The sequence below is a fragment of the Kitasatospora sp. NBC_00240 genome (assembly GCF_026342405.1).
In the GTDB taxonomy this organism is placed as follows: Bacteria; Actinomycetota; Actinomycetes; order Streptomycetales; family Streptomycetaceae; genus Kitasatospora.
Genome location: NZ_JAPEMU010000003.1, coordinates 180,555 through 207,324 on the forward strand (window position 1 = coordinate 180,555; position 26,770 = coordinate 207,324).

Annotated in this window: 23 protein-coding genes and 1 pseudogene; 13 read left to right on the plus strand and 11 right to left on the minus strand. The window is 69.5% G+C overall.

Going from position 1 to position 26,770, the window contains the following annotated elements:
* Positions 1-6: 6 nt before the first annotated feature.
* The gene (locus OG689_RS42450; RefSeq protein ID WP_266328695.1) at positions 7-747 is read right to left on the minus strand and encodes an SDR family oxidoreductase; all 741 of its coding nucleotides are present in this window, start codon (positions 745-747) and stop codon (positions 7-9) included.
* Positions 748-891: 144 nt separating this feature from the next.
* On the opposite strand from OG689_RS42450, the gene OG689_RS42455 reads away from it, so the two are divergent.
* Positions 892-1,734: a helix-turn-helix transcriptional regulator gene (locus OG689_RS42455; RefSeq protein ID WP_266328697.1), complete on the plus strand. Its 843-nt coding sequence runs from the start codon at positions 892-894 to the stop codon at positions 1,732-1,734.
* Here the strand turns inward: OG689_RS42455 and OG689_RS42460 are convergent.
* Entirely contained in the window at positions 1,711-2,775 is a 1,065-nt protein-coding gene (locus tag OG689_RS42460) for an aldo/keto reductase (protein ID WP_266328699.1), read from the minus strand. The genes OG689_RS42455 and OG689_RS42460 overlap by 24 nt on opposite strands.
* Before the next feature lie 256 nt (positions 2,776-3,031).
* Here OG689_RS42460 and OG689_RS42465 point away from each other — a divergent pair, with 256 nt between their 5' ends.
* The 3 genes from OG689_RS42465 to OG689_RS42475 all read left to right on the plus strand — a co-directional run bounded on the left by OG689_RS42465 (position 3,032) and on the right by OG689_RS42475 (position 6,024).
* On the plus strand, positions 3,032-3,364 hold the full coding sequence (locus OG689_RS42465; protein ID WP_266328701.1) for an EthD domain-containing protein: 333 nt from the start codon (positions 3,032-3,034) through the stop codon (positions 3,362-3,364).
* Between the two features lie 1,856 nt (positions 3,365-5,220).
* Positions 5,221-5,406, plus strand: coding sequence for a hypothetical protein (locus OG689_RS42470; RefSeq protein WP_266328703.1), 186 nt, complete (start codon positions 5,221-5,223; stop codon positions 5,404-5,406).
* A gap of 243 nt (positions 5,407-5,649) precedes the next feature.
* Positions 5,650-6,024, plus strand: coding sequence for a hypothetical protein (locus tag OG689_RS42475; RefSeq protein WP_266328705.1), 375 nt, complete (start codon positions 5,650-5,652; stop codon positions 6,022-6,024).
* 98 nt (positions 6,025-6,122) lie between these two features.
* On the opposite strand, the gene OG689_RS42480 is transcribed toward OG689_RS42475, so the two are convergent.
* Positions 6,123-6,896, minus strand: coding sequence for a hypothetical protein (locus tag OG689_RS42480; protein ID WP_266328707.1), 774 nt, complete (start codon positions 6,894-6,896; stop codon positions 6,123-6,125).
* Positions 6,897-8,305: 1,409 nt separating this feature from the next.
* Between OG689_RS42480 and OG689_RS42485 the strand changes: the two genes are divergently transcribed.
* Positions 8,306-9,157 carry an SDR family oxidoreductase gene (locus OG689_RS42485; RefSeq protein ID WP_266328709.1) on the plus strand — a complete coding sequence of 284 codons (852 nt, stop codon included), beginning with the start codon at positions 8,306-8,308 and terminating at the stop codon, positions 9,155-9,157.
* A 47-nt stretch (positions 9,158-9,204) separates the two neighbouring features.
* On the opposite strand, the gene OG689_RS42490 is transcribed toward OG689_RS42485, so the two are convergent.
* Positions 9,205-10,446 carry a pyridoxal phosphate-dependent aminotransferase family protein gene (locus OG689_RS42490; protein ID WP_266328711.1) on the minus strand — a complete coding sequence of 414 codons (1,242 nt, stop codon included), beginning with the start codon at positions 10,444-10,446 and terminating at the stop codon, positions 9,205-9,207.
* Between the two features lie 359 nt (positions 10,447-10,805).
* Here OG689_RS42490 and OG689_RS42495 point away from each other — a divergent pair, with 359 nt between their 5' ends.
* Positions 10,806-10,961 carry a hypothetical protein gene (locus OG689_RS42495; RefSeq protein ID WP_266328713.1) on the plus strand — a complete coding sequence of 52 codons (156 nt, stop codon included), beginning with the start codon at positions 10,806-10,808 and terminating at the stop codon, positions 10,959-10,961.
* A 496-nt stretch (positions 10,962-11,457) separates the two neighbouring features.
* Complete coding sequence (locus tag OG689_RS42500) at positions 11,458-11,613, plus strand: hypothetical protein (protein WP_266328715.1); 156 nt, start codon at positions 11,458-11,460, stop codon at positions 11,611-11,613.
* A gap of 1,380 nt (positions 11,614-12,993) precedes the next feature.
* Here OG689_RS42500 and OG689_RS42505 read toward each other — a convergent pair.
* The 4 genes from OG689_RS42505 to OG689_RS42520 all read right to left on the minus strand — a co-directional run bounded on the left by OG689_RS42505 (position 12,994) and on the right by OG689_RS42520 (position 16,215).
* The gene (locus OG689_RS42505; RefSeq protein ID WP_266328717.1) at positions 12,994-13,143 is read right to left on the minus strand and encodes a hypothetical protein; all 150 of its coding nucleotides are present in this window, start codon (positions 13,141-13,143) and stop codon (positions 12,994-12,996) included.
* A 446-nt stretch (positions 13,144-13,589) separates the two neighbouring features.
* The gene (locus OG689_RS42510; RefSeq protein WP_266328719.1) at positions 13,590-14,318 is read right to left on the minus strand and encodes a hypothetical protein; all 729 of its coding nucleotides are present in this window, start codon (positions 14,316-14,318) and stop codon (positions 13,590-13,592) included.
* A gap of 590 nt (positions 14,319-14,908) precedes the next feature.
* Positions 14,909-15,742 carry a YhjD/YihY/BrkB family envelope integrity protein gene (locus OG689_RS42515; RefSeq protein WP_266328720.1) on the minus strand — a complete coding sequence of 278 codons (834 nt, stop codon included), beginning with the start codon at positions 15,740-15,742 and terminating at the stop codon, positions 14,909-14,911.
* 35 nt (positions 15,743-15,777) lie between these two features.
* A complete protein-coding gene (locus OG689_RS42520; RefSeq protein ID WP_266328721.1) occupies positions 15,778-16,215 on the minus strand; it encodes a DUF1206 domain-containing protein in 438 nt (145 codons plus the stop codon).
* Positions 16,216-16,355: 140 nt separating this feature from the next.
* Here OG689_RS42520 and OG689_RS42525 point away from each other — a divergent pair, with 140 nt between their 5' ends.
* A complete protein-coding gene (locus tag OG689_RS42525) occupies positions 16,356-16,721 on the plus strand; it encodes a four-helix bundle copper-binding protein (protein WP_266328722.1) in 366 nt (121 codons plus the stop codon).
* Between the two features lie 386 nt (positions 16,722-17,107).
* On the opposite strand, the gene OG689_RS42530 is transcribed toward OG689_RS42525, so the two are convergent.
* Positions 17,108-17,419, minus strand: a complete 312-nt coding sequence (locus tag OG689_RS42530) for a hypothetical protein (protein ID WP_266328724.1) — start codon at positions 17,417-17,419, stop codon at positions 17,108-17,110.
* Between the two features lie 287 nt (positions 17,420-17,706).
* The gene (locus tag OG689_RS42535; protein ID WP_266328726.1) at positions 17,707-18,051 is read right to left on the minus strand and encodes an STAS domain-containing protein; all 345 of its coding nucleotides are present in this window, start codon (positions 18,049-18,051) and stop codon (positions 17,707-17,709) included.
* 819 nt (positions 18,052-18,870) lie between these two features.
* Between OG689_RS42535 and OG689_RS42540 the strand changes: the two genes are divergently transcribed.
* The 5 genes and pseudogenes from OG689_RS42540 to OG689_RS42560 all read left to right on the plus strand — a co-directional run bounded on the left by OG689_RS42540 (position 18,871) and on the right by OG689_RS42560 (position 25,141).
* On the plus strand, positions 18,871-20,022 hold the full coding sequence (locus tag OG689_RS42540) for a pentapeptide repeat-containing protein (protein WP_266328728.1): 1,152 nt from the start codon (positions 18,871-18,873) through the stop codon (positions 20,020-20,022).
* 285 nt (positions 20,023-20,307) lie between these two features.
* The gene (locus tag OG689_RS42545; RefSeq protein WP_266328730.1) at positions 20,308-20,490 is read left to right on the plus strand and encodes a hypothetical protein; all 183 of its coding nucleotides are present in this window, start codon (positions 20,308-20,310) and stop codon (positions 20,488-20,490) included.
* A 362-nt stretch (positions 20,491-20,852) separates the two neighbouring features.
* Entirely contained in the window at positions 20,853-20,996 is a 144-nt protein-coding gene (locus tag OG689_RS42550) for a hypothetical protein (protein WP_266328732.1), read from the plus strand.
* Between the two features lie 62 nt (positions 20,997-21,058).
* Positions 21,059-21,655, plus strand: a complete 597-nt coding sequence (locus OG689_RS42555) for a hypothetical protein (protein ID WP_266328734.1) — start codon at positions 21,059-21,061, stop codon at positions 21,653-21,655.
* 2,132 nt (positions 21,656-23,787) lie between these two features.
* Positions 23,788-25,141, plus strand: a pseudogene (locus OG689_RS42560) (IS110 family transposase).
* An 85-nt stretch (positions 25,142-25,226) separates the two neighbouring features.
* On the opposite strand, the gene OG689_RS42565 reads toward OG689_RS42560, so the two are convergent.
* Positions 25,227-25,955, minus strand: coding sequence for a DUF429 domain-containing protein (locus OG689_RS42565; protein WP_266328735.1), 729 nt, complete (start codon positions 25,953-25,955; stop codon positions 25,227-25,229).
* Between the last annotated feature and the right edge of the window lie 815 nt (positions 25,956-26,770).

Consider the following 26,770-nt stretch of genomic DNA (forward strand, 5'->3'; position numbering starts at 1 on the left):
GTCGGCTCAGCCCTGGGCGGTGGGTCGCACGACGATCTCGCTGACGTCGACCTCGAAGGGCTGGCTGATCGCGTAGTCGATCGCCGCGCCGATGGCGTCAGCGGGCATCGCGATCTTCAACATGTCCTTGGTGGCCTCGCGCACCGCCGTGTCGCTGATGCCCTCGGCCAGCTCGCTCCTGGTCAGTCCGGGGCTGATCACGGTCACCCGCAGGTCGCGGCTCTCCTGTCGCAGACCCTCGGACAGGGCCCGGACCGCGAACTTGGTCGCGCTGTAGACGGCGGCGGTCGGGTCGACGCGGTGCCCCGAGACGGAGGCGATGTTCACGATGTGGCCGGAGCCCTGCGCGCGCATGACGGGGAGCACGGCGGCGATGCCGTGCAGCACGCCGCGCACGTTCACGTCGATCATGCGGTTCCACTCGTCGATCCTGAGGGCGGCCAGCGGAGATAGCGGCATCACGCCCGCGTTGTTCACCAGGACGTCGATGCGGCCGTACCGGTCCTGCACGGCGTCGACGAAGGCCTGCACGCTGTCCCGGCTGGTCACGTCCAGCTCCCGGTGGTGGGCCTCCCCGCCGTTGCCGCGGATGTCCTCGGCGAGGGCGGCAATACGGTCCGTGCGGCGGGCGCCGAGCATCACCCGGTGCCCCGACGCGGCCAACCTCCGGGCCGTCGCCTCACCGATCCCACTGCTCGCACCGGTGACCAGTACGACCTTGCCCACCAGAACGGACGGAACGGTCATGAGAACCCCTTCGATCAAGCCGGCCGAGGCCGGACCGGGTGGTCGTCCACCCACCCTCCGATCCTGGAGGTGATCGCCCCGGGCAGGCAGGGCGAGGCTTCCTGGGTGCGCCACTCCCAGGAACGCACCCCGTACGATCGAGTCATGAGCGGGTACGAACTCGGCGATTTCCTGCAAGCGCGGCGCTCCCGCCTGAAGCCAGCAGAAGTGGGCCTGCCGACCTACGGACACCGCAGGGTCGCCGGACTCCGGCGCGAGGAAGTCGCTGTGCTGGCCGGAGTCAGCGCCGACTACTACACCCGGCTGGAACAGGGGCGCGAACGCAACCCCTCGGGCCAGGTCATCGACGCCATCTCGCGGGCACTGCGCCTGAACACCGACGCCCTCTGGCACGCCTACCGCCTCGCCGGCCTCCTGCCGATGATCGAGGCCGCCGACGAGTCGGACGAAGTGGACCCGGCCCTGCTCCGGCTCATGGAGACCTTCCCCACCGCGGTCGCGTACGTCATCAACCGCCGCCTCGAAGTGCTCGCGGCCAATGCCCTGGCCGATGCCCTCCTCTCGCCACTCGCCGACCGCCGCCAAGTACTGCGTTCCCTCTTCCTGGACCCCGCGGCCCGCGAGCTCTACGCGGACTGGCGCAGCGTCGCGAAATGCTCGGTCGAAGCCCTGCGCCTGGCTGCCGGACACCATCCGGACGATCCCCGGATGACCACCACGGTCAAGGAACTGCGCAGCAGCAGCAACGAGTTCGAGCAGATGTGGCGCAGTCACGGCGTCAGTTCACTCGGCCTCAGGCCCAAGACCTTCAACCACCCGGCCGTGGGCCGGTTCACCCTCACGTACCAGTCCTTCGACGTCCAGAGCACCCCCGGTCAGCACCTCTTGATCGGCACTGCCGAGCCGGGCAGCGCGGACGCCGACGCCCTCGCCCTCCTCGGCTCCTCGATGTCGGTGCTCGCATCAGGACCGTCGGAACGCCACTGACGTGACACCGTTGACCGTGGCGTCACCTTGCAGGAAGCCGATCCCGACCCCTTCGGTGAACGCGTGTGGATAGTTGAGTTCCGGCCTGGTCAGTGCGCTCAACTCGGCGAGTTGGGAAGGGTCCAGGGTCACGGCCGCCGATGCCAGGTTGTTCTCCAACTGGTCGAGGGTCCGAGCTCCGACCAGCACCGAGGTGACGGGGTCCTGTTGGCGCACCCACGCCAGGGCGACGGCCGCGACCGTCGTACCCAAATCCCCGGCGATGCGCTCCAGCACGTCCAGGAGTACAAACGTCCCCTCGGTCAGCAGCGGGGCCGCGTAGCCGGCGCGCCCGGAGCCCGGAGCGGTGGTGCGGGTGCGGGAGTACTTCCCCGACAGCACCCCGGAGGCGAGCGGGCTCCAGGGGGTGACGCCCAGCCCGAACGCGCGGGCGGCGCCAAACTGCTCGCCCTCCACGGTACGGGCCAGCAACGAGTACTCCACCTGGAGCGCGGCCACGGATTCCCAGCCCCGCAGCCGGGCGGTCGTCGCGGCCTGGGCCACCCACCACGCGGGCGTGTTCGACAGCCCGACGGCACGGACCTTGCCCGTGCGGACCAGGTCGTTCAGGGTCGACAGCGTCTCCTCCAGGGGAGTGTGCCGGTCCCACATGTGCATCCAGTACACGTCCACGTAGTCGGTGCGCAGCCGCCGCAGCGACGCGTCCAGCTGCGCGAGTACGGCCTTGCGCCCGGCACCGCCCGCGTTCGGATTGGGAGGGTCCATGGTGCCGCCGAATTTGGTGGCCAGCACCACGCGGTCGCGGACCCCGGGCCGCCCCGCGAAGTACGCGCCGAGCGTCTCCTCCGACGCCCCGCCGTTGTACTGGTTCGCGGTGTCGATGAAGTTCCCGCCCACCTCCAGATAACGGTCGATGATCGCGAAAGAATCCTCCTGCGACGACCCCCAGCTCCCGTCGCCGAACGTCATCGCGCCCAGCGCCAGCGGACTCACCCGCAGCCCCGAACAGCCGAGCGTGACGTACGAACCCAACAACGCCATGACCGTGCCACCTCCTCTTGCGCTTCCACGGCCGGAACCTGCCGGTACACCGCCACCAGGAGAATCGCCCCCGCACCGCATCCGTGGAAGGCCACGCCAGAGGGGGTACCGCACTCCTAGGAACATGACTCCCCGACGCACCACCGCACCCTCGCCCACTCCGGAGACAACCACTGAAGCCGACCGAACTTCGGGCAGCCCAGCCCCTGGCGCGATGGCATGATCACAACCACACCGGCACCCGAAGGGATCTTCCGTGATCACCCTGCTGACCGTCATCCGAAAGAAGCCCGAGGTCTCCGCGGAGGAGTTCCGGCACTTCATGAGGCACGAGTACGGGCCGACGTACCAGGCACTCCCGCAGACCCGCGCCTATGTGCAGTACCACCTCACGGACCTCGCCGCGGACGGGGTGGAGGACCCGATCGACGCGATCGTCCAGATCAGCTTCGAATCCGAGGAAGCCATGGCCGAGGCGCTGGCGACCGACGCGTACAAGCAGGCCCACAAGCTGCGCGAACACTACATGCGCGAGACTTCCGCGGGCATCCACTCCGCCCGTGTCGACGACATCGTCACTTTCGTGTAATCGGGGGCACGCGGTGCCAGGGAACCCGTCCGACCGCTGGTCCTGCAATGCCTGGAGGTGGCCCCTCGGCGGGTGGCCCTGCGCGTCCAGGGCCACGACCGAGCCGTCCGGCATCGCGGCGATCGATCGGGTTGCGGGAGGGACCGGGTTCGCGGGGACGCCGGTGAGCCGGCCGGTCTCCAGGTTCGCGGCCCGAAGCGTCCCGCTCGCGTCCGCGAGCAGCACGTACCCAGCGTGCGCGCCCCGGGTGAGGGCCGCAGCAACGAGCGGCGGGCCCGCGGGCGCAAGCCAGGTCGCCCATTGCACGCGCCAAGTCCCGGGCCCATCGAGTGCGGCGGCCGCGGCCGGGTCGTGGTCGAGCAACCGCGTCCGCAGGACCGCCGCGCGCACCGTGGCGTCCGGGGCGTCGATAAGCGCGGGTCCGGCGGCACGCCACGCGGCTGCGTAGCGGCCGTCGGGGTGGGCGGCGAAAACGGCGGTAACAGCCGCCGGGTCGGCGTGGACCAGGAAGTGCAGGTCCGTCAGCAGGGTGGCCGCGCTGCCCGCCTGCACCGCGTGGTGCAGGAGCAGCCCGAGGAACTCCGGGTCAGCAGCAGGCAGATCCGGCGTACCCGCGGGCGTGCGGGGCACGACGGCGGCCAGCGCCCGCATCGCGGCGCCGTGGTCCGGCTCCGGTGCGCCGACGGTCACGGCCTCGCGCAGCGGACCTGCGGGCAGCCACCAGGTGTCCTCGGTGGCGCTGTGGGCCGGCAGCAGGCGTACCGCCCGCTCGACATCGGCGGGCGCGGCCAGCGCGGACCATTGCGCGCGGTTGAGCGGGCGGGGTGCTGCAGCGAGGGCGCGCAAGGCGGGCCGCAGCTCGTCCGGCGGTGCTGCCCACCAGGCAGCTGCCACTCCCCCCCGTTACCTTTTTCGTGGCCCCGCCGACGGCCGCCTGGGCGGGAGTGCGTGCGGCGAGCCGCGCAAGGGACGGGTTGGGGAACACGGTGTCCGCGTCAAGAATGAAGTGCGGGGCGAGGGTGCGGTACCAGCGGGTGAAGCCAGCGGGGTCCGTCCACTGCGGCTGGTCGAGGGCGAGCAGCGCCGGCGCGGGGACGTCTGCCGGGGCGCAGAGCCCCGCGGTGGGGTCCGCGGGATCCGCCACGATCCGGACGTGAGGCAGGGCCAGCAGCCGCGACAGCAGTTCGGTGATCCGGTCGGGCTCGCAGGCGAGGTTCAGGTCCCAGAGCAGCAGCAGGCAGGGCCGGACGTCCGGGCGCAGATCCGCCACCAGACCCGTGGGGGTGGTCGAAGCCAGCCCCAGGCGGCCGGTGAGCAGCCAGCTGGCGCTCTCTCCCGTCAGACCCGCGGCGGACAGGGCCGCAACCCGGCGCCCGCCGGCCGGGCCGTCCGGCGCGCTGCACGCCGTCGCCAGCCAGCTCAGCAGATGCGACTTCCCACTGCCCGGGCCACCGGACACCCGACACCACCGCGGAGCCCGGTCGTCGCCCAGCCAACCGAGCAGGGCGCGCCCGGTCGGCCACCTCCCGGCCCGCAGCGGCGGCAACCAACCATCGACACTCATTACATGAACCCCCGTCACGACCCGTGTCAGTCTGGAAGCGGGTCACTTCGGACAGTCGTCGGCGAACAGCCGCGACGTCTTGCTCACCGAGGTCTGAACGCGATGTTGACGGTCCGGGTGGTCGTCGGTGTGATCTCCCGTGATCCCGCCAACTGTGTGAATCTGGCCGAGCATCGGCCCGGCACTGTGCCAGGGTGCTGCTTGACGTACTGAACGGCGGATCCGGCCGGTTACCTTCTGGTGCGGGACAGCGGATGGGCACACCGCGGAGTGGGCGCCGCCGACGCTTCGGGTGTACCACCGCTTCGCCGAGCCTCGGTTCCTCCTCTGCCGGGAGGGCGTCTTCAAAGCGAAGTGGGCCTACGCCGCGACCCTGCCGGACGTGATGGGCCTGCTCGCCCAGCGGGCTCCGGCGGTGCAGGCCCTCGCTCTGACCGGCACCTGCCGGCCCAGGCCGGAACAACGGTTCCGAGGGTGACGAACGAGGAGTAGAAGATGTCGTTCACCGCCGTGCACCGGGAACACGGCCTGCTGGACTCCACCGATCCCGGGCTGGGCAGCGGATGGGCGGGGGAGGCGATCCAACCGGGTCCAGCCCCGTGTACCGCTCGGCTGTCCGGAGTGCAGGCACGCTCTCCACGGGAAGCTCTCTCCCCCCACCAAGGCGGCTGTGTCACTTCGCCCATGACCCGGGCGCCCCGCGGTGCAACCCATGTCCCGCATGTCCCACACACCCCGTCACCCTGGCGACGGGCACCCCACCGAAGCGAGGATCCAGAAGATCACCGGCATCCTCATCGGCGCCGCCGTCACTGCCCTGACCGCCGTCCTGCCCACCGCCAACACGACGGGCCACCCACGCAGCCAAGGACCAACCGCCGCCCCACCCGCAGCCGCCGCAAGCCAGGCCGCCGCCGACAACGAGAACCAGCAAGAGGAGGAGACCCCCGCAGGACGAGAACTCCACGGCCATCAGCACCCGACCGGCCAGAACGACGCTCCCGCCCCCAAAACACAGTTTCGGTCCGGCGTCTGGGAGGAGAAGGCGCTGAAGGCCGTCATTCTGCAGGTGATGGCCTGCGGGCCGTCGGAGTGACAGACGTTGGCACGGACGCCCCCTCCTCGCCGCTTGATCAAGCAACCCGGCTAACCTACGCTGTCACAGCACTGCATTCACGAAGTCGCACTGGAATACTAAACGGATCCAAGCAGGAAGACCCGCCTATTGGGGTCCGACTGGCTGGCGGGCGGCAGCGCTCTGCCGCACGCGGACTCAACCATGCCCCTCTGAGTGGCCTGGGCATTTCCGGTTGGGGCGACCATCGTCACGCCGTTGAGGTACCAGATGTAGTGGCCGCGTTGGCGGTCACCGAAGTTTACCCGCAGTCGGCCGTGGAAATTCTGATGCTGCGTGCCCACCGTTGCGCGTACCTGGCGTCCGGGGTTGACGCTTACAGTGAAGCGGTTTTCCGCAGTGAACTGCGTACCCCAGGTTCTGCTCGCCTGGAATCCAATGTCGAAGAAGAGCGCCTTGATGGAGAATTCTGCCCCGCCACCGACCGTCCAGCTGGCGAACTTGGTGGTCGTGGATCCTATTTGATTGGTGATTGCCGCAGTCGCCCCGGGGGAACAGTTCTTCAGAGTGTCCCCAACGTAGTTCCATACAGTGTATTTCCCCGACGGGAAGCTCGTTTCCTCGAACGTGCAGCTGTGGTTCTTGATGAGTTTTTCGGCGAAATCGAGCAGCTTCTGAGGATCGCCGGGCAGGCCGGGGGCTGCGCCTTCCGCATGCAGATGGGCGTTGAGGGCGCCGAGATTGTTGGAGCAGATGTCTTGGAGTTCCTGCTGGGTGAACCCTCCAGCAGCCTGGGCAGGCGAAGCCAGCGTGGCTCCGCCGACCAATAGGCTTAGGGTTGTGCCCGCGATGGCCGCAGATCTCGCTGTACGGGACAGTCGGTTTCCATTCATCTTGCGTATCCTCTCGATTCCAGTCGGCTGCTGAACTCCCTGAGGGACGGAACGGGTGCTGATGTTTTCACGTGCCACTGATCGCCCCCAAGGGGCGGCCAGCAGTGGTACGTTCCCTTAAGAGTAAAGAGCTCGGTGCTGTTCGTAGCCGACCTGGTGGGCCAGGCTTGGCCCGTTTCACCCCTAATTTGTAGTTCCGCTGCGAAGCCGACGCGGTGGTATTAGAGTCGACGCCAGCATCTGTATAGACATCCGCCAGATAGCCAGTTCTCTCCGTATCTCGCATCCCAGGACCTCGGCGTAGTCGAATGATGTCCGGTTCGGGATCACGTCAGCCCGAGGAACTGAAGGGGGTGGCTGGGGACGCGGGGCAGTCGGGGCTGGGGGCGAGCATGGAGGCGATCCTGGCAGGGCCTCGGGAGTCGGTCCAGCAGGCCAACGCGCTGCGGGTCTTGGAGCTGGCCAGCGTTCCCACTCCGACTGTGGCCGCTCTCCACAACTCCCGCTGGACCGCTGGCTACCGTCTGAGTGCCGCCCCTTGTCCGGCCTGCGGGGGTCCATTACTGGATGGATGTGGCATGGGAAGGTTTCGGCTCCTCGAAGGAGGTGAGACTGAGCCCGCAGTACCATCACGACGATGCGGAGGCGGCTGCGCATTCGCGGGAAGCAGCCACACTCGCCCGCCGCGCATCGGGCGTCCTGTCGGGGGCTGGCTTCCTTCTCTCGCCGCGTCCCAGCACGAAGGCCGGCCACTAGCCTCAGCTAAGGTCCGCCTTCCAACCTCAATTCGCTCTGACGTCGGTGTCCGCACTCGGGTCCGGTAGAGCACTGGACGGTTCGTCACCCTTGTGGGTGGCGGCCTTCCGGCTCGGCGGGTGTGAGCCCTGGCTGGTCCAGCCTTCTAAGGTAGGTGGCACACCCCGCCCCGGCTGGGCGCTGGGCCCACCTACTGTAATTGTCCCATTCCGGCCTTGACGGTCCCTCACCCGACGGGCAGCGGCACTCCCTCTGGCGCTCCTGGCGACCTCACGGGCCTATCCCTTGCCGGCTGATTGGGCCGCCCGCCCCAATCCGGCGGAGCCAGCGGGCCTAATTATCCCACTGCGGCCTTGACGGTCCCTCATCTGCTGAGAGTCTTGGCCCTCGCCTCGGCGCCGTCGCGCGAGGCCGACTCCTTGAGGAGACCCCCTTGCATTCCCTGAAGCGAATTGCCGGCACTGCCGCTGCTGCCCTCGCCCTGGCTGCAGGAGGTATCGCCCTGGCCCCCGCCGCATCGGCAGCAACACCGCAGTCATGCAGCACCCAGGACGGCGGAAGGCGTTACCGTGGTTTTTGGCGCTGACGTCCAGTTGAGCCGCCTCCAGGCCAGTGGGCGACGTGGTTCGAGGCGGCACAGCCAGGAGGCCGGGATGCGGATGGGACGCGGTATCGGGCGGGCCGAACGATGTTCGCTGGTGGACCTGGCGTCGTCGCACGTGATCATTACCGGTGGCTCCAGCGGAATCGGCCTCGCGACGGCCCGGCTGCTGGCCGGACGCGGCGCAAGATTGTCCCTGATCGCCCGGGGCGGCAGTGGTCTGGACGTTGCTGCCGCCGAATTGCGGGGGTGTGGCGCGAGTGTGGCTGTGGCCCGGGCCGATGTTGCGGACCGTGCTGCCCTGGGGGCGGCGGTGGCCGGGTTGGTGGCGCATCACGGGCCCTGTGACGTGCTGATCACTTGTGCCGGAGCTACCCGGCCGGGATATTTTTTGGACCTTCCGGAGGAGGCCTTCCGGCAGATGATGGAGGTCAACTACTTCGGCACGCTGTACGCGGTGCGCGAGGTGGCGCCCGGCATGGTCCAGCGGCGGCGGGGAAGCGTGGTGGCGGTTTCGTCGGCCGCGGGCCTGCTCGGTGTCTTCGGGTACAGCGCGTACGGCCCGGCAAAGTTCGCGGTGCGGGGACTGATGGAATCGGTGCGCGCCGAACTCACCCCGTACGGTGTCCATGTCGGTGTGGTGTTCCCGCCGGACGTGGACACGCCCATGCTGGCCGAGGAAGTCCTGAGCAGGCCGGCGGAGACCAATGCGGTCAGCGGCACGGTCGGGCCGATCGGGGCCGAGGTGGTTGCCGCCGCTATCGTCAGCGGTATCGACCGTCGGACGTTCACCATCTGTCCGGACAGGTCGACCTGGGCGCTGGCTCGGCTGGGGAGCCTGCTGGTGCCTGTGCTCAACCGCCACTTCGACCGGAAGGTCTCCGCGCTACGCAGCCTCGGGTGAGTCGGCCGGGGCGCGCGGCCCGGCCGGCTCACCCACCCAACCCGTTGTCAGCGGCAGGGGCGAACGGCTTCGAAAGCGGCGACCGCCCGGGCCACGTGCTCGTCCTCGTGGGTGGCCATCCAACTGGTGCGCAGGCGCGGCGACGCGGCAGGGGAGATCACGGCATTGGTGTAGACGCCGAGGTCCATCAGCCGGCGCCAGGTGGTGAACACCTCGGCGTCACCAGGCATCATCACCGGGACGATCGGGGAACTGCTGACCCCGGTGTCGTAGCCGATGGCGGACAGGGCTCGTCGGATTCCGTCGGCGGTCTCCAGGACGCGCTTGGGCCGCCAGGTCTCCTCACGCATGATTCTGACGATCTCCAGGGCCGCAGCCGCGTCGGCCGGGCCCAGGCCGGAGGAAAAGATGACCCCCCTGGCGTGGTGGCGCAGGTACTGGATGAGGCTGTCGCTGCCGAGTATCACGCCTCCGGAGGACCCGATTCCCTTGCCGAAGCTGATCGTCATCAGGTCGACGTCGTCCGTCAGCCCGAAGTGGGCAGGGGTGCCGCGGCCGTCGGCGAGGACAGCGGCGCCGTGTGAGTCGTCCACCAGGAGCGTGGTGTCATACCGCTTGCAGACCTCGACGATGTCGGGCAGGACGCAGATGTCGCCCTCCATCGAGTAGACGCCGTCGACGATGACGAGGGTTTCCGAGTCCGCCGGGCAGGAAGCGAGCTTGCGGTCCAGGTCCTCGGCGTCGTTGTGGCGAAACCAGCGCAGCGCCGCGTCCGCCGAGCGGCTGAGGCGGATCCCGTCGATGAGCGACGCATGGGCTTGCTGGTCCACCAGGGCGATGCGCTTGGGGTCGCCCACCCCCCTCTGGAGGAGCGTACCGACCGCCGCCAGGTTGGTCTGGTAGCCGGTACCCACCACCAGGGCGGCTGGCTTGCCGAAGAAGTCGGCGAGTTCGCTCTCAAGTTCCTCGATCAGCTTCGAACTGCCGTTGAGGAGCCGGCTCCCGGTGAATGACGTGCCGTAGTCGTCGATGGCGGTCCGGGCAGCCAGGCGGACCCGTGGATCCACAGAGAGCCCGAGATAGCTGTTTGACCCGCACATCAGGTACTCGGCGCCATCCAGCTGGACCGTGGGACCGCCGTGGGCCTCGAAGGCCGTATAGTACGCATACAGTCCGAGGTTCTTCAGCTCGGCATGCCGAGTAAATGAAGCGCACTTATCGAGAAGACTCATGTATTCACCGGGGAAGTTGTAGTCGTAGCCAAAGTGAAATCTCAGCACCGAAGTCATCGGGTGACAGCGCTGGACGAAGTACCTCCGCGCCATGACCGACAGCGGTCAATGCTCTCGGATCAATTTTCCGACAGCGATTTTCGGCCCGAGACTACAGCCCGACGGGATGTCGATATACAATTTAGGCCCCTATGAGGCAGAACGTCCTGAGCCCCCAGCCCTAACTCTGGGCCTGTTCCGCCATCTCGAGCGGCTGATTCCACAGGGCCGGAGGCGGCGGTGTCTTGGCCCGTCGCCCACCCGGGGACGGGATACCGACCATTACAAGCACTGTCCCTGCCGGCTGCACCCGCCCTGGACGGCAACGAGAACAGCCCGCCCGCCGCCCACCGCGCTCCGAGGACCGTCGGCCGCGGGTGAACGACATCGTCCACGGCCGCGGCCCGTTCGCGCACGTGGACATGCCCGCCAATACCGCCCAGGCCGCCATGCGGACCTGCGGCCTGGAGGCCTGGGCGGTCGTGGACGACGACGGCTACAGCTTCGGTCTCCTCCCGCGGGAACGGGTCTGACGCATCCGGGGAAGGAACATCCCCGCAGGCAGCGTCCCTGGAATTCGCTGGACGCCATGACGTCGCTGAACTGCACCAGACCAGACCGGCGAATGCCGGGGGCTCCACGGCCGACCGGTTATCCCACCCGTGGCCGGTACGGCCTCACCGCGGCGTTCCCATGACGGCGACTCTGTCCCCGGACGCGTAGGTTCGTTGCGGGCTGGGTTCGCGGCGGGCGTTCGGTTCGGGCCATGGGAGACGGGGCGGGCGCCTCGGGGACCAGCGAGGCGTCGGTACGGGGTGGAAGAGAACTGCCGGGCGCAGGCTCCATGGCGTGTACAGGACCCAGGCGACGCCGTACGTTCCGGGGCTCCAGCGGACGCGGCCGGCCCGGCCGGACGGCAGGCGCCGCCAGGCTCTCAGCAGCCCTTCCCTGGCGATTCGACGTGTTGAAGCCGTAAGGGGTGGGCAGATGAGTGAGCGGCGGCGGCGACCCCGCGAGGGGTCGAACCCAGTGAGCACGCTTGACCACACCGCGCAGGGAGAAGGCGCCGCGCTGCTCGGCGCGGCCAGCCTCGACTATTCGCATATTGCGGTCCATATGCGGCTTCTCACCCAAAAAGGGCCGACATGTCAGGTTGAGCTGCCGCCGGTGCGGAACCATTCCTGAGCATGTGGAGCAAAGCGGCCCGACTTGTGTGACAGGTGCCTCCCGGAAATCCCGAGGAAGTTGTGGAAAAGGTCAAATTCCTGCCACCCGGCCACGATGGCAGGCCTATCAATGTCTAGTTCTCCTGTGGAGGGGAGCGGAAGATCGAGGCCTGCTGCCCGCGGCTCTGCCGGAATTGGCCTGGACGGAGGTGGCGCCGAAGTCGGCGTGTCGGCGGGCGAGATCGGCGGCCATGTACATGTAGGTGTCACGATCGGAGGCAAGTCCTACGGCGTCGGCGGTGAGATCGGACTCAAGGCAGAGCTGGGTCTGCAGTGGGGGCCCACAAGCACCATCCAACTGCCTCTCATCACGATCAGTGGCCCCAATCCCTTGGCCGGGTGACATCGTTCACTGCAGGCGCCGTCAGTGACCTGCTGACGCCGCCGGCGCGGGCCAAAGCCTGCTCCGGCAGAGCACCGCCACAGCGGGCGAACATGTGGTCGATGTGCCCATGCTCTCGGCCCGGGCCCGACTGACGGCCGCCAGCGGCACAATCACGAACATCACAGTCAGGCGTACACGGCCTCCAACGACCGAGCACACGACAGTTACGGACGAAGATGCCGGTCTCGAACAGCGACGGGGCCATCCGGCCGTGGGGATTCCGGTGCGCCAGCAGCGGTCGAAGCAGAAGCGGCCCCGACACCTGACGCCGGGACGGTCGAAGCCCCTCCCCCAGGTCGGCTCGCCGTCACCTGCTGCTCCCCCACCTGCTTGTCCTCGGGTATCAGGCCCAGGGCCTGCAGAAGTCGGCGGCAGTCGTCCGCGTCGTGGGCGTAGGAGGCCACCACCGAAAGCGCCTTGCGCGCCACTGGGCCTGGCACCTGCAGCATCTCGCCTGCCACCGGCTCCACGGTGTCGATGAGCGTCTGTAGGTCACGGGATCGGGCCATGGACAACACCCCCTGGCGATCACCCTCGGTCGGTTGACCCTCCAGCCTACGACTCTTTTTTCAAGCTGTCGGGACCTGGCACCCGACCGGTCGACGCAGCGGGGGGACTGCACGTTCGAGTACTTCTTCGGCCTCGGGCCGTCCACCCTGCTCAAGCACCCCCGCAACCCCTGACCGACCCCCTGCCAGGAGCCAGCGTCGGCTACGCGAGAGCGCGGGTGCGGCGGGCGGTGGCGCGTAGCCGGCGGGCGGCGATCAGGTCTGCAAGGCAGCGGCGCGGTAGGCCTGCCCCGCCCACCGACCCACATGTCGTGTTGTACCGATCCCCCCGAACCCGCGCCCGGCAACCCGGCACCCGGCAACCCACCTCGGACACGATCAGTGACCATCGCCCGCACGGCCGGCGGACCGCCCCCTGATGGTTCCTGCGCGGCGCAGCGCGCCTTCATCCGCCCGAGGGGTGGCCGTGGCTGTCCTCCCAGGCGACGGCCCGCATCAGCTGCTCTTCGTCCAGGCCGGTCATTGCGACCACCCGCTCGTACAGCTCCTCCTCGTCCAGCGGTCCGAGCAGGCGCACCGCCGGGTACGGTGCCACTCTCGGCCCGACCACCCAGCTCCAGCACGACGGTGATGATCCGCCGGACCTCGACGGGCTTCTCCTCGGGCGCCCAGCGGCCGTTGTGCACGTCCGCTTCGATCGGGCACAACAGGTCGGCCATGATCTTGATGCGGCCCCGATGCGGCCCGCTGGAGCGGCAGCCGATGAGGTGGAGCCAGTCCGCGCCGTCATAGCTGGTAGCAACGGCAGCTTGGTCGATGCGGTCGCCGAGTGCATCGCCGCCGGCGGCCCAGCGGCAGTGGACGTGGAAGCCGACGCCCGGGCCCACGAGGACGGGTACGGGCCGTTCGACTTCATCCCGGAGATCACCCACCGCTTCGCCGAAGGCCGCGAGGGCACGGTGCGGCTGCGAGCGTTCGTGGAGGTAAACCGGGGCACGATGGGCGCCGAGCGGCTGACGTCCAAGCTCAACGCCCACACCGCTACTGGGAGACGAAAATGCTCCCACCGGGGATGCGGGCGGGCACCACCGAGGCCGAACAGGGCGGCCGGGCACCTTCCTGCTGCTTCGCGGCGACGCCCTCTGGGTACGGCGCCATGCCGCCGAGTCCCTCGCCCTCTCCGATGACCGGACTGAGATCGATCCGATCGACCTCTGGTCGGTCAGGGCGGGTCGCCAGTAGGGTCAGGGCGGCCTGTATGTCGCTCGGTGCCTTTACCCGAGGCGTGCCCGCGCTGCTTGCCCAGGGGGAACGCTCGCGGACGAAGCCCGCGAGAAGCTGGACGATGGTGTCGTGGTCCTTCTCGGAGTCCCGCATGATCCGCTGGAGAGCGTAGACGCCGGCTAACTGCGCGGTTGCAGAATCCTCATCGGTCAGCAGGCCAACCGCCTTCACATACCGCTCGGTGACCTGTCCCTCCCTGGGCCTGGTCAGCTCCTCCTGGGCCCGGTCCTTGCCCCGGGTGTGCGCGAGCGTCGCCTGGGTGGTTCGGAGTGTCTTCGCTGTGAAGAACAGGCCGCCGATCCCGGCCGCCGCGACGACAAGAGCGGTACGGAAGCCGGACACCACCGTCGACTGCGGGGCGTCGAGCTTTCTGTCCGTCCGGGAGAACTCCACGTTGTCCAAGAGCCACGGCCCGCGCCACAGCAGCACGAACACCACGCCGGCCAGCCCCACCGGAGCCAGTGCAATCGCCGCCCGCTTCCCCATTTGCGCCAACCGTTCCCTGTAGTCACTACTGCCCCTCCGTCTTCCGGTGGCCGCCGGTAGGGGCGACCACCGGGCGATACCGACACCGCCGATCCACCGGACAATCCATCCCTGGTGCGGCTTCTGACACAGCTGCCGGTGGGTCAGTCGGTGCGGCGGGGGCTGGGGTGCCCGGGTGCCCGGGTGCCCGATGGGGCCGGTGGCGGCGGGCGGGGCAGGCAGGGGGTTCGGCATGTCTGAGCGTCGCAGTCGTCGTCGTAGTCGTGCCCGGGTCCTGGGTCTGCCGGTCGATCTGCTGGCGGCGGGGGCCGCGGCGGAGGTTCGTCCGGCACGGTCGGCGCCGGGTCCTGCTGCGCCGTCGGGGCCGCCGGGGATGGGCGGCGCCGTCGGGGCTGGGAGGGCTGGGAGGGCGTCCGGTGGCTCCGGGGGGCTGCTGTGCGGTCGTGCGCAGCGTGAGGTGCGCGAGGGTGGGGGCGCGTGGAACAGCCGCTCCCCCGTGGCGGTGCCAGCGAGGAAGTACGTCGTAGTGAGAATGCGAATGGTGAGCTGGCGTCATACCGGGTGGAGATGCCGGATGCATGGTCCAGGCCTCACCTTCGTCGCCTCAGTGCACCTGCCACGCGGGGATATTCGTCGTGGATCAGACGGCCGACCATCGCGCCGCCGTACACCATGGCGCCGACGCCGACCAGCCAGGACTGGATGACCAGGACGGTCCCGATCGGCCCGTAGGCGAGGGTGTTGGTGGCGATCAGTGGCGAGAAGACGAGCCGGGAGAAGACCCTCAGGCCGAGCAGGCCGACCGTCGTCGCCACGGCGCCGGGCAGCAGGGCGCTCCAGTGGACCCGTCCGCCGAGCAGCATCCGCTGCGACCACCAGAGGAACAGGACGGCGCTCAGCACCGAGGCGACGCCGCCGGCCGGGGTCTGCCGCCACAGGGGGGTGGCGGCGAACAGGAGGAGGAGCCCGATGAGGCTGGCGAGCCACACGATGTGCCGCCACCTGGCCCACCAGCGGGCCGGTGGCAGGCCCCAGATCTTCTCGTAGGTGGTCTGCACCGCCGCTCCGAAGGACAGGCCGAAGACGGCGAGGGCGGCGAGGCTGAACACCGTCGTGGTCCGCAGTGTCTGGCCGGGCAGTGCGATCAGCTGCTCGACCTTCCTCCTGGAAGGCGCCGACACGCCGAGCCCGTCACCCAGCCACTGGGCGAAACCCTGCCCGTTCGCCGGATCGGCCGCCGAGATCACGATCAGCAGCGGCACGAGGGTGAGGAACCCGAGCGCCGCAAAGCCCAGCGACCGCTGCCACAGTTCGAGAGCGCTGCCCCGCCTCCATCCGCGCCCGGCCGGCGAACGGCCGACCCTGCGACGCAGCCGCCCGAACAGGGACGAGCGGCCCTCGGGATCGCGGGGCTTCATCGGCATGGATGTTGAGTACCACGATCGATGCCGTCGCTGTGTCAACGGCGCGGCGAGCGGCCGACCGGGCTTCGGTGGGCCGGCCGCAGCGGTGGCGGATCGGGGTCGGGGCCCCTTTCGGAGGATTGTGGATCGGCGCGCTCTCGGTGTTGCGCGGGCGGGCCCCGGGTGTGTACTCCCGTGCCCGGAACGAGGTCGGTTGCTCTGCCGGCACACCTGTCGTCATCGCGTGGGCGGGTCTGATTGTTCAGGAGTTTTGTGCCAGCGGGCTTCGCAGAAGGAGTAGAGGCCGAACAGCAGGAAGCCGATCGTGCGGCGATCAGCAGCACGGGCCCGGGTGTGTCCGCGAACCAGCGCAGCGTCTCATCCAAGCCCTTGGCCTTGCTGGGGTCGAACTTCACGGCGGCCAGCAAGATGAACAGGCCAGCCACCGCCGCGGCGGCGCCGCACGCCACGCCGCCGACGATGCCCAGCAGCACAACGGGTTCCGGAGGGCGATCTTGTGCCCCCGCGGTGCGCGGGCGCTGTGGCTGGGCGTGGGGTCGGGGCATTAGTCGCACCGCCCAATAGTCTCATTTTGGGCAAATCGCCCCGCGAGGTTCGAAAGAAGGAGTGCGCCATGAAGTCGATGGAACTGAGCCCGGAGATGCACAAGGGCATCGAGGCGTGCCTGGCCTGCTACACCCGCTGCGAGGAGACGATGAGCTACTGCCTGGAGCAGGGCGGTGCCTACGCCGACTCCAAGCTCATGCGCGCGCTCATGGACTGCGCGGAGACGACCCGCATGTGCGCGCAGATGGCCATGCGCATGTCCGCGATGACCCCCGACATGTGCGCCATGACCGCCCGAGCCTGCGAGATGTGCGCCGAGGCCTGTATGAGCATGCCGGGCGACGACGTGCTCAAGAAGTGCGCCGAGGCGTGTCGCGCCTGCGCGGCTTCCTGTCGAGCCATGGCACAGACCATGGCGAAGGCCACGGCCTGACCTACGGCCGGCGGCGCGTGATCCCGGACAGGTAGCACGCTCCGGAGAACGCGCCGACCGGACATCGGGCGGGGAGAGCGACACCTGATGCCGCCCCCACGGGTACTGTCGGCCGATCCCGCGAGGTCGCGGGGTCGGCCCTCGGCGGCTCCCTGCCCGGCGTCAGTGGCGTTCGAGCCGGGGGCGAGCTTGCTGCCCGCGAAGGCGCCCGGGTCGTAGAGGCACCGGGTCCGGCACCGCCCTGCGGATGCGCCACGGGGGATGGCGGCATCCGCAGGACGGGATGAGTGTGCGCCGGGGTAGGCGTACACCGCTTCCAACGACCCGGCGCCATCGCGGTCACGGGCGCGAAGGTGCCGTCGCTTCTGCGGTTCCGAGTGACGGCGTCATCGGGCCGTGAGGTTGCCGCTGCGGTAACAGCCGACGGAGCAGAACCGGTCTCGTCGCCTGACACCGGGATGGTCGAAGGGACGCCCGCAGCCCACGCAGGCACGGCTCGCCGCCGCCCGCTGCTCCTCCCCCACCTGTTCCTCCTCGGGTATCAGGCCCAGGGCCCGCAGGAGTCGGCGGCAATCGTCCGCGTCGCGGGCGTAGGAGGCCACCACCACGATCGCCCTGCGCGCCACCGGCACCGGCATCATCCCGGCCACCGGCTCCACGGTGTCGGTGAGCGTTCGAAGGTCTCGGGAACGAGCCATGGACAGCACCCCCTGGCGAGCGGTTCCGGTCGGGTAACCCTCCAGCATACGACTCGCCCCGCCGGGGCCCGCCGCACACCCTCGCCGATCGGGCCACCCATCAGCCTGCGCCACAGTCACCCACTCCACCGCACCCACAGCAGGTTGCCCCCGGAGAACACGCAGGTGGCAGGCGATCGGCACGCGCGGCCAGCATCCCTGGAACGCCGACGCCATGACGTAGCCGCACCGGACCGGCTAACGCCCCGCCCTCCACGGCCGACCGATCCTCCCAACCGACTGGTGGGTCAGCCGGCACGGTGGGGTCGGTCGACGGGGATCATCCGGTCGGTTCCGGTGATCTCCAACACCCTGGCCACGGCGTGGGTGGGGTGGGCCAGGTGGAGGGTCACGCCTTGGCGGCCGGCCTCGGTCCGGGCGAGCAGCAGGGCGTCGATGCCGGTGGAGTCGCAGAAGGTGACGGCCGCAAGGTCGATCACCAGCTTCGGGGACGCCGGGCGGCTGGCGAGGGCGCGATGGATCGCGGTGTGCAGGATCGGGGCACCGGCGAGGTCGAGTTCGCCAGCGGCCTCGACGACCGGGCCGATGGGGGTGTCGCGGACGGTCGCGGTGAAGGGGGGCCCGATGGTCACACGCTTCCCTTCGATGTACGGAGTCGGTCGGGTCGGGTGGACACGACCACCGTACGGCGCGACGGGGAAGCTCCCATGGGGGATGGGGGGGTGTCGTTCACCGACCCGGGTGCCCGATGGGGCCGGGGCGGCGTGTCGCGGGCGCAGCGGGGCGGTGGAGCGGGCGGGAGCGGGCAGGGTGTTCGGCATGTCTGAGCGTCGTAACCGTCGTCGTAGTCGTGCCCGGCTCCTGGGTCTGTCCATCGATCTGGTGGGGCGCCGCGCCGTGCCGGAGGATCGCCCGGGACGGCCGGTACCGGCTCCTGCGCCGGCCCGTACGGCCCCGCCGGGAGTGGGCGGCGACGCCGGGACCGGGGTGAGCGTGGTGGCCTCTGGGGGCTGCTGTGCGGTCGTGCGCAGCCGTGAGGTGCGTGAGGGTGGTGGCGTGATCGTGTGGACGCGGCACGCCCCGGGGTGCCCGGTCTGGTCGGCCCGCTGAGTGGCGGGCCAGCCCCACCGGTGGCGGGTGTTCGTCGCCCTGGTCGTCGTTGGCGAGCGTTGCCGTGACGGCCGAAGGTCCCGTCCGCCGTGCGGCGGACGGGACCGTTGCGGTGATGTGTCAGAGCCGGCCGCGGTAGCTGCTGCTCTCGGTGCCGCGCTTCTCGATGAAGTGCGTCACACCAGTAGCCAACAAGCCCAAATGAGATGACTTCTTAGCCTGCCACGTGAGCTGCCGCTCTTGACCGTGCCGGCTGGCACCCGAGCGCGCCCGGGCTCCGTACAGGTGCTCCTTCGGTGCAGCGCGCGGGGGCACTCCCCCGCCCGGGTAGGCAACACTCTGTGGCGGACAACGAGAACATCAGCTGGTACGACCGCCGAGGCTGGGTTGCCTTCTGGTATGTCCTGGCGCCGATCGTCGCAATCGGGGCGGTCGGCGCAGCCATTTGGCAAGTCCCGTGGTGGATCGACGACCACTACCTGAAAGATTCCTTGACACCGGCCCAGGCCACCACCGTGACGGGGGTGCGGACCGCTCTGCTCGCGATGGCCGCCGCCGGCGTGGCCGCGGTTGGTCTGGTGTTCACCCGCCGGACTCTGCACCAGGTTCGGGAGGGGCAGGTCACCGACCGGTACCTCAGGGCCATCAGCCAGATCGCCTCAGACAAGCCTATGGAACAGCTCGGTGGCATCTATGCCCTGGAGCGGATCATGCGCGACTCGAAGAGGGACCACGCCACCGTCGTGGAGGTCCTCGCCGCGTTCGTCCGCGCGCACGCTCCCGCCACGCAACCGTCCGCTCAGGACTGGCTGCGCCGCCGCTCCGAGCGACTGACTGGGCCGCTGCACCGGTGGTGGCTGCACAGGCAGTTGCACGAGGGTGGAGTCCCAGCAGGTGCGCCTCGTCTACCCGAACCGGTTCAGGCGGCTCTGACCGTGCTCGGCCGGCGGCCGGAGAACGACGATGAGCCGTTCTGGATCAACCTCGCCCGAACTGATCTACGTGGCGCGGAACTGCCCGGAGCCCGCCTGGGAAACGCCTTTCTGGAGGGGGCAAACCTGAGCGGGGCCCACCTGGAGAAGGCAACACTGGTCCATGCCCACCTGGAGGAGGCAATTCTGGACGGGGCTCATCTGGAGGAGGCGAACATGGTCGAGATCCACCTGGAGAGGGCGGACCTGGGCAAAGCCCACCTGGAGGGGGCGATCCTGATCTCAGCCCACCTGGACGGCGCCCGTCTGGACGGGGCTCATCTGGACGATGCCCATCTGCAAGTGGCTCATCTGGACGGGGCTCATCTGGAGGGCACCCTCCTGGACGGCGCCCACTTGGACGGCACGCAGCTAAAGAGGGCGCTGTCCCTGACTGTTGACCAACTGGTGCTGGCCAGGCCCTGCGAGAGGACGGACTTGCCGACCGAGCTCGCTACGGATGATCGAGTGCGGGCGCGAATCACCACGGTGGAACATGAAATGCGAGAGCAATCGACGTGACTCTGGCCTCGCCCCCGGACCTGGCTGCGCGCCCGGCACGACCGCGCGCCGCCTCCCCCGCCCGCGACCGCGACCGCGAGACCACCACCCACCAGGGGGCCGGCGACCGCCAGAGCCGCCGCCCCATGCCGGGGCTCGACGACCGCTGACCCCGCGATCACCTCAGCGCCGAAGGGAGGGCCTCACCATCTCTCCCCTCCCGGCGGCCCGCGCTTGCCCCCAGCCGCGACGGGCATACGCCCACCCGAACAAGCCCCCGACCACCCCGCCGGAACAGGAGAGACGATGAGCGTCGGACCCGAACTCGAAACGGCGCTGCGCGGCATCGCCGAAGCCGTCCAATACCGCGACGACCACGTCCTGCGCCGCCTGCTGGCCCGCCTCGCCGAACAAGCCACGATCGACGACCTCTACGCCCTGCGCGACGCACTCCCCCGCCTGCGCACCTCCGCCAGCACCACCCACTAACCCCATCACCCGGCCAACGGGTCAGCCCCGCGCGAGTGACCGCGGGACGGCAGCGGCGCCCGCCGGGTGATGGCCCAAGGCGTGCGTCTCGGCTGCCGGCGGGCGCCTGCCGCAGACGCTACCGGCCGCCAGCCGCAGGACACCGGCGGCGCGGCGGACGGCCGGGGCGCTCTCGGATCTCAGACGGTGTGTCCAGAACGGCAGATCGGTTGCGCCGGGAGGGAGAAGAATAGTCGGCATACGAACGCTGGGCGTACCAACTCCGGGACCGCCCGGACATCGAGGATATCGAGGCCCTGGCCGAGGAGGAGGGCCGGCCCCTGCAGGTCCTGACCCGCAGGCGTGAGGGCTCCGGCGCCCTGGTGGACGCGTACGTCCTGCAGAGAGTCGATGCGCAACTGCACACCGCTGTTTACAGCTGGGGGCTGACCGGGGATTCAGGGCTGGTGACGGACTACCTGCTGGAGCTTCTGGCTGAGGTCTGCCCCGCCAGCGGCGCCTGGTGAGCGGCCTGGCAGGGGACGGCGCGTCCCGTAACCGGCAGGGTGCAACCGTGGTTGCATCGGGCATGACCGACGTGACCTGCCTCCCCGCCTCCATGGCGGTGCGCGACAACAACGGGGGCGAGGTGGGCCGGGCGGTGCGCGAGGTGCTGGCCGAGGCTGGCGCAGTCGGGGAGCGGGCTGCCACATGGGTCGAGGCGCTGGCGGTGCGGCAGAGCGACGGTGCGCACCGGCGGGTGTTGGAGATGTTCGCCGGGGCGGTGCGGCGGGTGCTGGGTCGCGAGATCGTGCCGGGCGGGAGCGGCGAGGTGAGCTGCGGGCTGCGCTATCGCCTGGATGCCTACGTGGTCCTGGGCGCTGCCGGCACCGGGGGCGTCCCGGACCTGACCGGCGCGGAGCAGCTGGCCCTGCTCGCCGTGGGTGCCGTCGCCACAACCGCGCCGAGCACCGTCGTGGGCGACGTCGAAGCTGACCTGCCGCGTTGTGTGCGGTCATCGACCGGGCTCTTGCCTCCGTCTGGGTGTCGATGCCCGTATGAGGGGCGGGGCGCCCTGATCGGTTGCGCAGTACGGGTCGCCGGCGTCGTCCGTGAGGTGTGCCAGGGCATCGGCGACGGTGGCCGCACTGTCCTTGCGTTCCTGGGGGGGTGCGCGGCGCGGTGACCGCGAGACGTAGGACCAACTGCGCGTGCGGGGCGTCGTCGGCGGGTTGTTCGGCGCGCAGCAGGGCGGTGTACGGGGTTGCGGGGTCGCTCTTGCGGGCCAGACGGGCGCGCTTGGCCCGGGTGGACTGGTGCTTGGGCATGGTGCTCTCGAATCCTGGCGGGTCGCCCACGCACCCCGCCCGGCGATGGCACGGTGAGATCAGCACGGGCCCCGGGAGACCTTGGTCGAACAGTGGCCTCCCCGGCGTGGGACGGAGTGGAGCAGCGACGGGCGGCGGTGCGCGTCCAGCCGGGGAGGAGCCTCTCGCCTGGTGGGATGGTCGCGTCGGGCTTCGGCGGTGCTGTGGGGCTGCCGCGGGCCAGGTGCGGGGCCTCGCGAGGCGTCGGCCCGGTGACGCCGGGGGATGCGGATCGGCAGCCCCGGGCTGGTTTGACTTCCTCACCGCCCTAAAGTGCGGTGAGGAAGTCAAGTTCTGTCCCTGTCGGCGACCGGGGTCAACGTCACAACGGCGACCGAAGGCAGCTGTCTTCGATGCGGCCGGGCGGCACGACCGATGCCTGGCTCCGTGTCGTGGGGAGGGTGCGCCCACGACCCTCGACCTTGTCAACGCGCCGACCGGATGGGCTCCCCAGGGCCCAGCTGCCGGATATCGGACTGGCACGGTGCTGCGCCGCCACCGAGGGGGTGTGGGACGGCACAGCACCGTTGACGCCCGAGGGGTGCGCCACGGTGGGGCAAGAATGCCTCACCAGCAACACGTGACATAGAGCCTGCCACCGCCGGCTTCGACGGTTGCCGCCTCTTCGGCGGCGCCCGGATCCGCTGTCCCATGTCTGGGGAAGTTGACCAGTACTTCCCTTGCTGCGAACCCTAGCCACCCCTCTCACGGCATGACAGGCCCAAGCGCGCGGGCCCACAAGGGCTGAATCTCCGGACCCAGCCCGATCGACACCGCGAGGCTGAACCGTGTCGTCTCCCATGCGGCGCAGCGGACCTGCTTCTTACCGGCCCCGGGCTGGCGTGAACGGGTCTCGGGGTCAGCGAGGTTCTCCTCGCTGACACCCGGGCTCCTGTCGGTGGCTTCCTACGGCTGTACATTCCGCCGCCGATCTCCGCTCCGAATCGCTCTGGGTCCTGAGGCCGTGAGGGACTCCGATTCCGCCGTGGTTCCCGTTCCGCCGCGGGATCCCCCATGTCCGAGACCGTCCTGAGCCCGAAGAGATCGAGTCGGCCCGCACCTACATCGAGATCCCCTCGGGCTCCCGATGGACCGGGTGGACCTGCAAGGGCCGAGCTCGCCGAAGCCGTCGACTGCTGGTTCCGCAAGGTGAGCTTAGGCCCCTGCACGAGACCGTCACCGAGCAGCCGCGAGCCACTCGTGAATATTGGAGGTCGGACGGTGGAAGGCCCAGCAGGTAGGAGCGGCAACACAGGAGACGGGACCCGGGTCCGGCGAGCGACCGGAATCGTGGCGCCCGCCGGGCCTGGGCGAGCGAACCTCGGGACCCTCTCCCTACGGTTCGCGCGGCGACCTCGCCCGACGGCCGCGTGGTACCCCCTGCCTTACTCCAGCCTACGGCCCGGCCCCGGCGGCGGAGTAGGTGCGTCGCGATGTCCATCCAGCCCTTGGTATGCCGGCGACTGCCAGGCCCGCAGGAGCGGCAGGGCATCAGCACCACAGGTGTACAGACCCGCCGGGATCAGGGGTAGACGGCGCATGCCCTCGGACCGTCGAGGGGCACATGCGGCACCGTCCTGCGGATACCGACCGGGGGAAGTGCGGCACCGCAGGACGGAATGAGTGTGCGCCGTGGGCGTACACAACTTTCAACGACGGACCGGCATCGCGGTCACGACCGCACCCCCCCGTTATGTTTTTCGCGGTCCTGCAAGAGGGCCGCTGGCCTCCGGGCCCGGCATGACTGTGTCCCCCTGTCGAAGAGATGACCTGGGGGGGGTGGTGTCACCGGGCCCGGGAGGTGCCGTCGGAAACGCTGATGAGAGGTCCGGCCACCGCCCGGTCCGGCGCAATGCCGGACGGCCCGCGGGCGACAGGTCTGCATAACGTGGATGCGCGCGTACGACACCACCACCAAGGCCGGCCCGTCCGACTCCCCTGGAAGGGTGCGATGTTCAACACCGAAGACGTGGGCGTGTTCCTCGGCCCGGACGTCGGCAAGACCGCTCACCACGGCCACGGCCTGACCCCCGCAGGCAAGAAGGTCTTCGACAAACCGCTGCCCAACAGCGAGCCGAAACTGCGGGCCGTCCTCGAGAAACTGACCGCGAAGTTCGGCACCGTCCTGGTGATCGTGGACCAGCCCGCCTCCATCGGCGCGCTGCCGCTGACCGTCGCCCGCGACGCCGGCTGCCAAGTCGCCTACCTTCCCGGCCTCGCCATGCGGCGAATCGCCGATCTCTACCCCGGCGAGGCGAAGACCGACGCCAAGGACGCCGCCGTGATCGCGGACGCGGCCCGCACCATGCCGCACACCCTGCGCTCGCTGGAACTCACCGACGAGATCACCGCCGAGCTCACCGTCCTGACCGGGTTCGACCAGGACCTCGCCGCCGAGGCCACCCGCACCTCCAACCGGATACGCGGCCTGCTCACCCAGTTCCACCCGTCACTGGAGCGCGTGCTCGGACCACGGCTCGACCATCAGGCCGTCACCTGGCTCCTGGAGCGCCACGGATCCCCGGCCGCCCTGAGAAAAGCCGGACGCCGCAGACTGGTCGAACTGATCCGCCCCAAAGCCCCGCGCATGGCCCAGCGATTGAGCCCTTTCAGCTGCTGCTCGGCAGGGTGGAGCCGCATCCGCCGTTGACGGCCACCCGGACCAGCGGGATCGCGGTCGGGCGTGCCGGCTGCCGCCTCGGCTCCGTCACCCGATCGGTGGCCGCTCTGAAAGAGCTCATTGATCGACGACGTCTTCGACGCCCTCGACGAACAGACCGTCGTCGTCCCCGGCACCGGCACACTCGACGTGGTTGTCCCGTCCCTGGCCCGATCGCTCGCGGCCGTCCAGGAACAGCGCCGGGCCCTGGAAGCCCAGATCAACACCCTGCTGGAGGCCCACCCTTCACCCGGTCCTGACCTCGATGCCCGGCGTCGGCGTCAGGACCGCCGCCGTCCTGCTGGTCACCGTCGGCGACGGCACCAGCTTCCCCACCGCCGCCCACCTCGCCTCATACGCCGGCCTCGCGCCCACGACCAAGTCCTCGGGCACCTCCATCCACGGAGAACACGCACCCCGAGGAGGAAACCGGCAGCTCAAACGCGCCATGTTCCTCTCGGCCTTCGCCTGCATGAACGCCGACCCCGCCTCCCGCACCTACTACGACCGGCAACGAGCCCGCGGAAAGACCCACACCCAGGCACTCCTCCGCCTCGCCCGCCAACGCATCAGCGTCCTGTTCGCCATGCTCCGAGACGGCACCCTCTACGAGTCCCGAACCCCAGCCGTCACCCTCGCCGCATGACCACCCCAAACAGCACCAAAACCGGCACCACGTCCTTGACGAAGCACATAGAGGCCCCCCCGAGTCCGGTCTGTCGAACCTGGGTCTACGGGAGCTTGGTGAGGCTGCCGATCTCAGGCAGGTGGATCCAGCCCTCAAGGGCTGCGAAATCGGCATGCTCGGCCGGCGGCAGGCCTGTCAGGCCCTTGTATGCCGCGCGGACGTTCAGGCTGGCGATCAACGCGTCGAAGGCGTGCTCGTTCCGGTCGTAGGCATCGCGCACAGGATCCTCGCAGTGCAGCCAGGGCGCGGCCGCGAGGAGGTCCGCCATGGAGCGTTGAGCGTCGAGACCCCAGCGAACGCGGGCGGCTCTGGGATAGACCTCGGCGATGTTCCCGGATCCGGTGCGGTCCACACGCCGGCCTCGGGCGGCGAGTGCGTCCGCGAGGTGCGCCCACCGGGACGCGGCCGCGCCGAGTTTGTCGAACGACACTGACAGAGGTGGGTGCCCCGGCCTGAGCGCCTCCCAGACGACCAGGTCGGTGTGGCGCAGCCGAAGCCTCGCCCGGTACTCGGCACTGCCCTGACCTCGTCCCGGCCACGGCTGGTGCCCGCCGTGTGCGGCCATGGCCCGTACGAACTCGGTCGGCCAACCGAAGGGGCAGTCGATACCGGCACGGTCGTCCTCACCAAGCTCCTGCAGCAGGCACAGGAGGTCCTTGTCCGTGCACTTCAGGCGAGGGGCGAATAACACCGCGCCCTCTTCGGTCCACTTGATCACGGAAGCGGCCGTCGTCGCCAACCCGGCCGCCAAGTCAATCCCCACGGTTCTCATCGCGCCATGATGACCGAGCGGTCCAAGCGGTAACAGGCCCAATTCTCGGCTGCACGGACTCGACAACATGACGGGCACCCGCGCCTGTCCGGTCTGCGACACCCAGCTATCGGCGGAGAGGACCGTCCGTCAGGTCTACTGCACCGCCCTGTGCCGCGGGGAGGCCGAACGCCGCCGCGACCGGACCCCACACCGGCCGCAACGCATGCCGCACCTCCGCCACCCACCACGGCTGCCCAGGAGGAAGCCCAGGAGAAGGCCCAGATAAACGAAGCCCGATGCGAGGGGGTTCTCGCCTCGGATCAGGTCTCCGCCGACGTTTGGTACCTGGACGCCCCTCGACCAGCCGTTACAGCACCGGCGGCGCCTGCGTCGGACCTCCTGCTTCACAGGCACAAGAAGCAGGGAACGCGCCAGATGGCGGATGTTTCTCACCCGGAAGAATCACAAGATGGTGCGCGAACCGACAGATCCTCGAGACTCCCCGGCCCAGTAACCCACTCCTCAAGGCAGTGGCACCGTGACCATCACCACCTCCCGCACAACGGGCACAACGGGGTCCATGGCCGCGCCTCACCTCCGAGCCGACCTCCCTGGGGTGCAACCGGACAGCGTTGCAGACCGGAACGACGGCATCGCCACGCAAACCCAGGACTCGCACCGACACGTCTGGTACAGCGACGTGAGGCCCTCCCGTATGGGGGTCCAGGTCCGGGACTGGTGCGTCTGTTGCGGCCAGCCGCAGGGCATGCAGGGCCGTTGACAGGCACAGTGAAGTCAGTGCGGCGACGTACCCGGCCCTGCCGGAGAGCTCG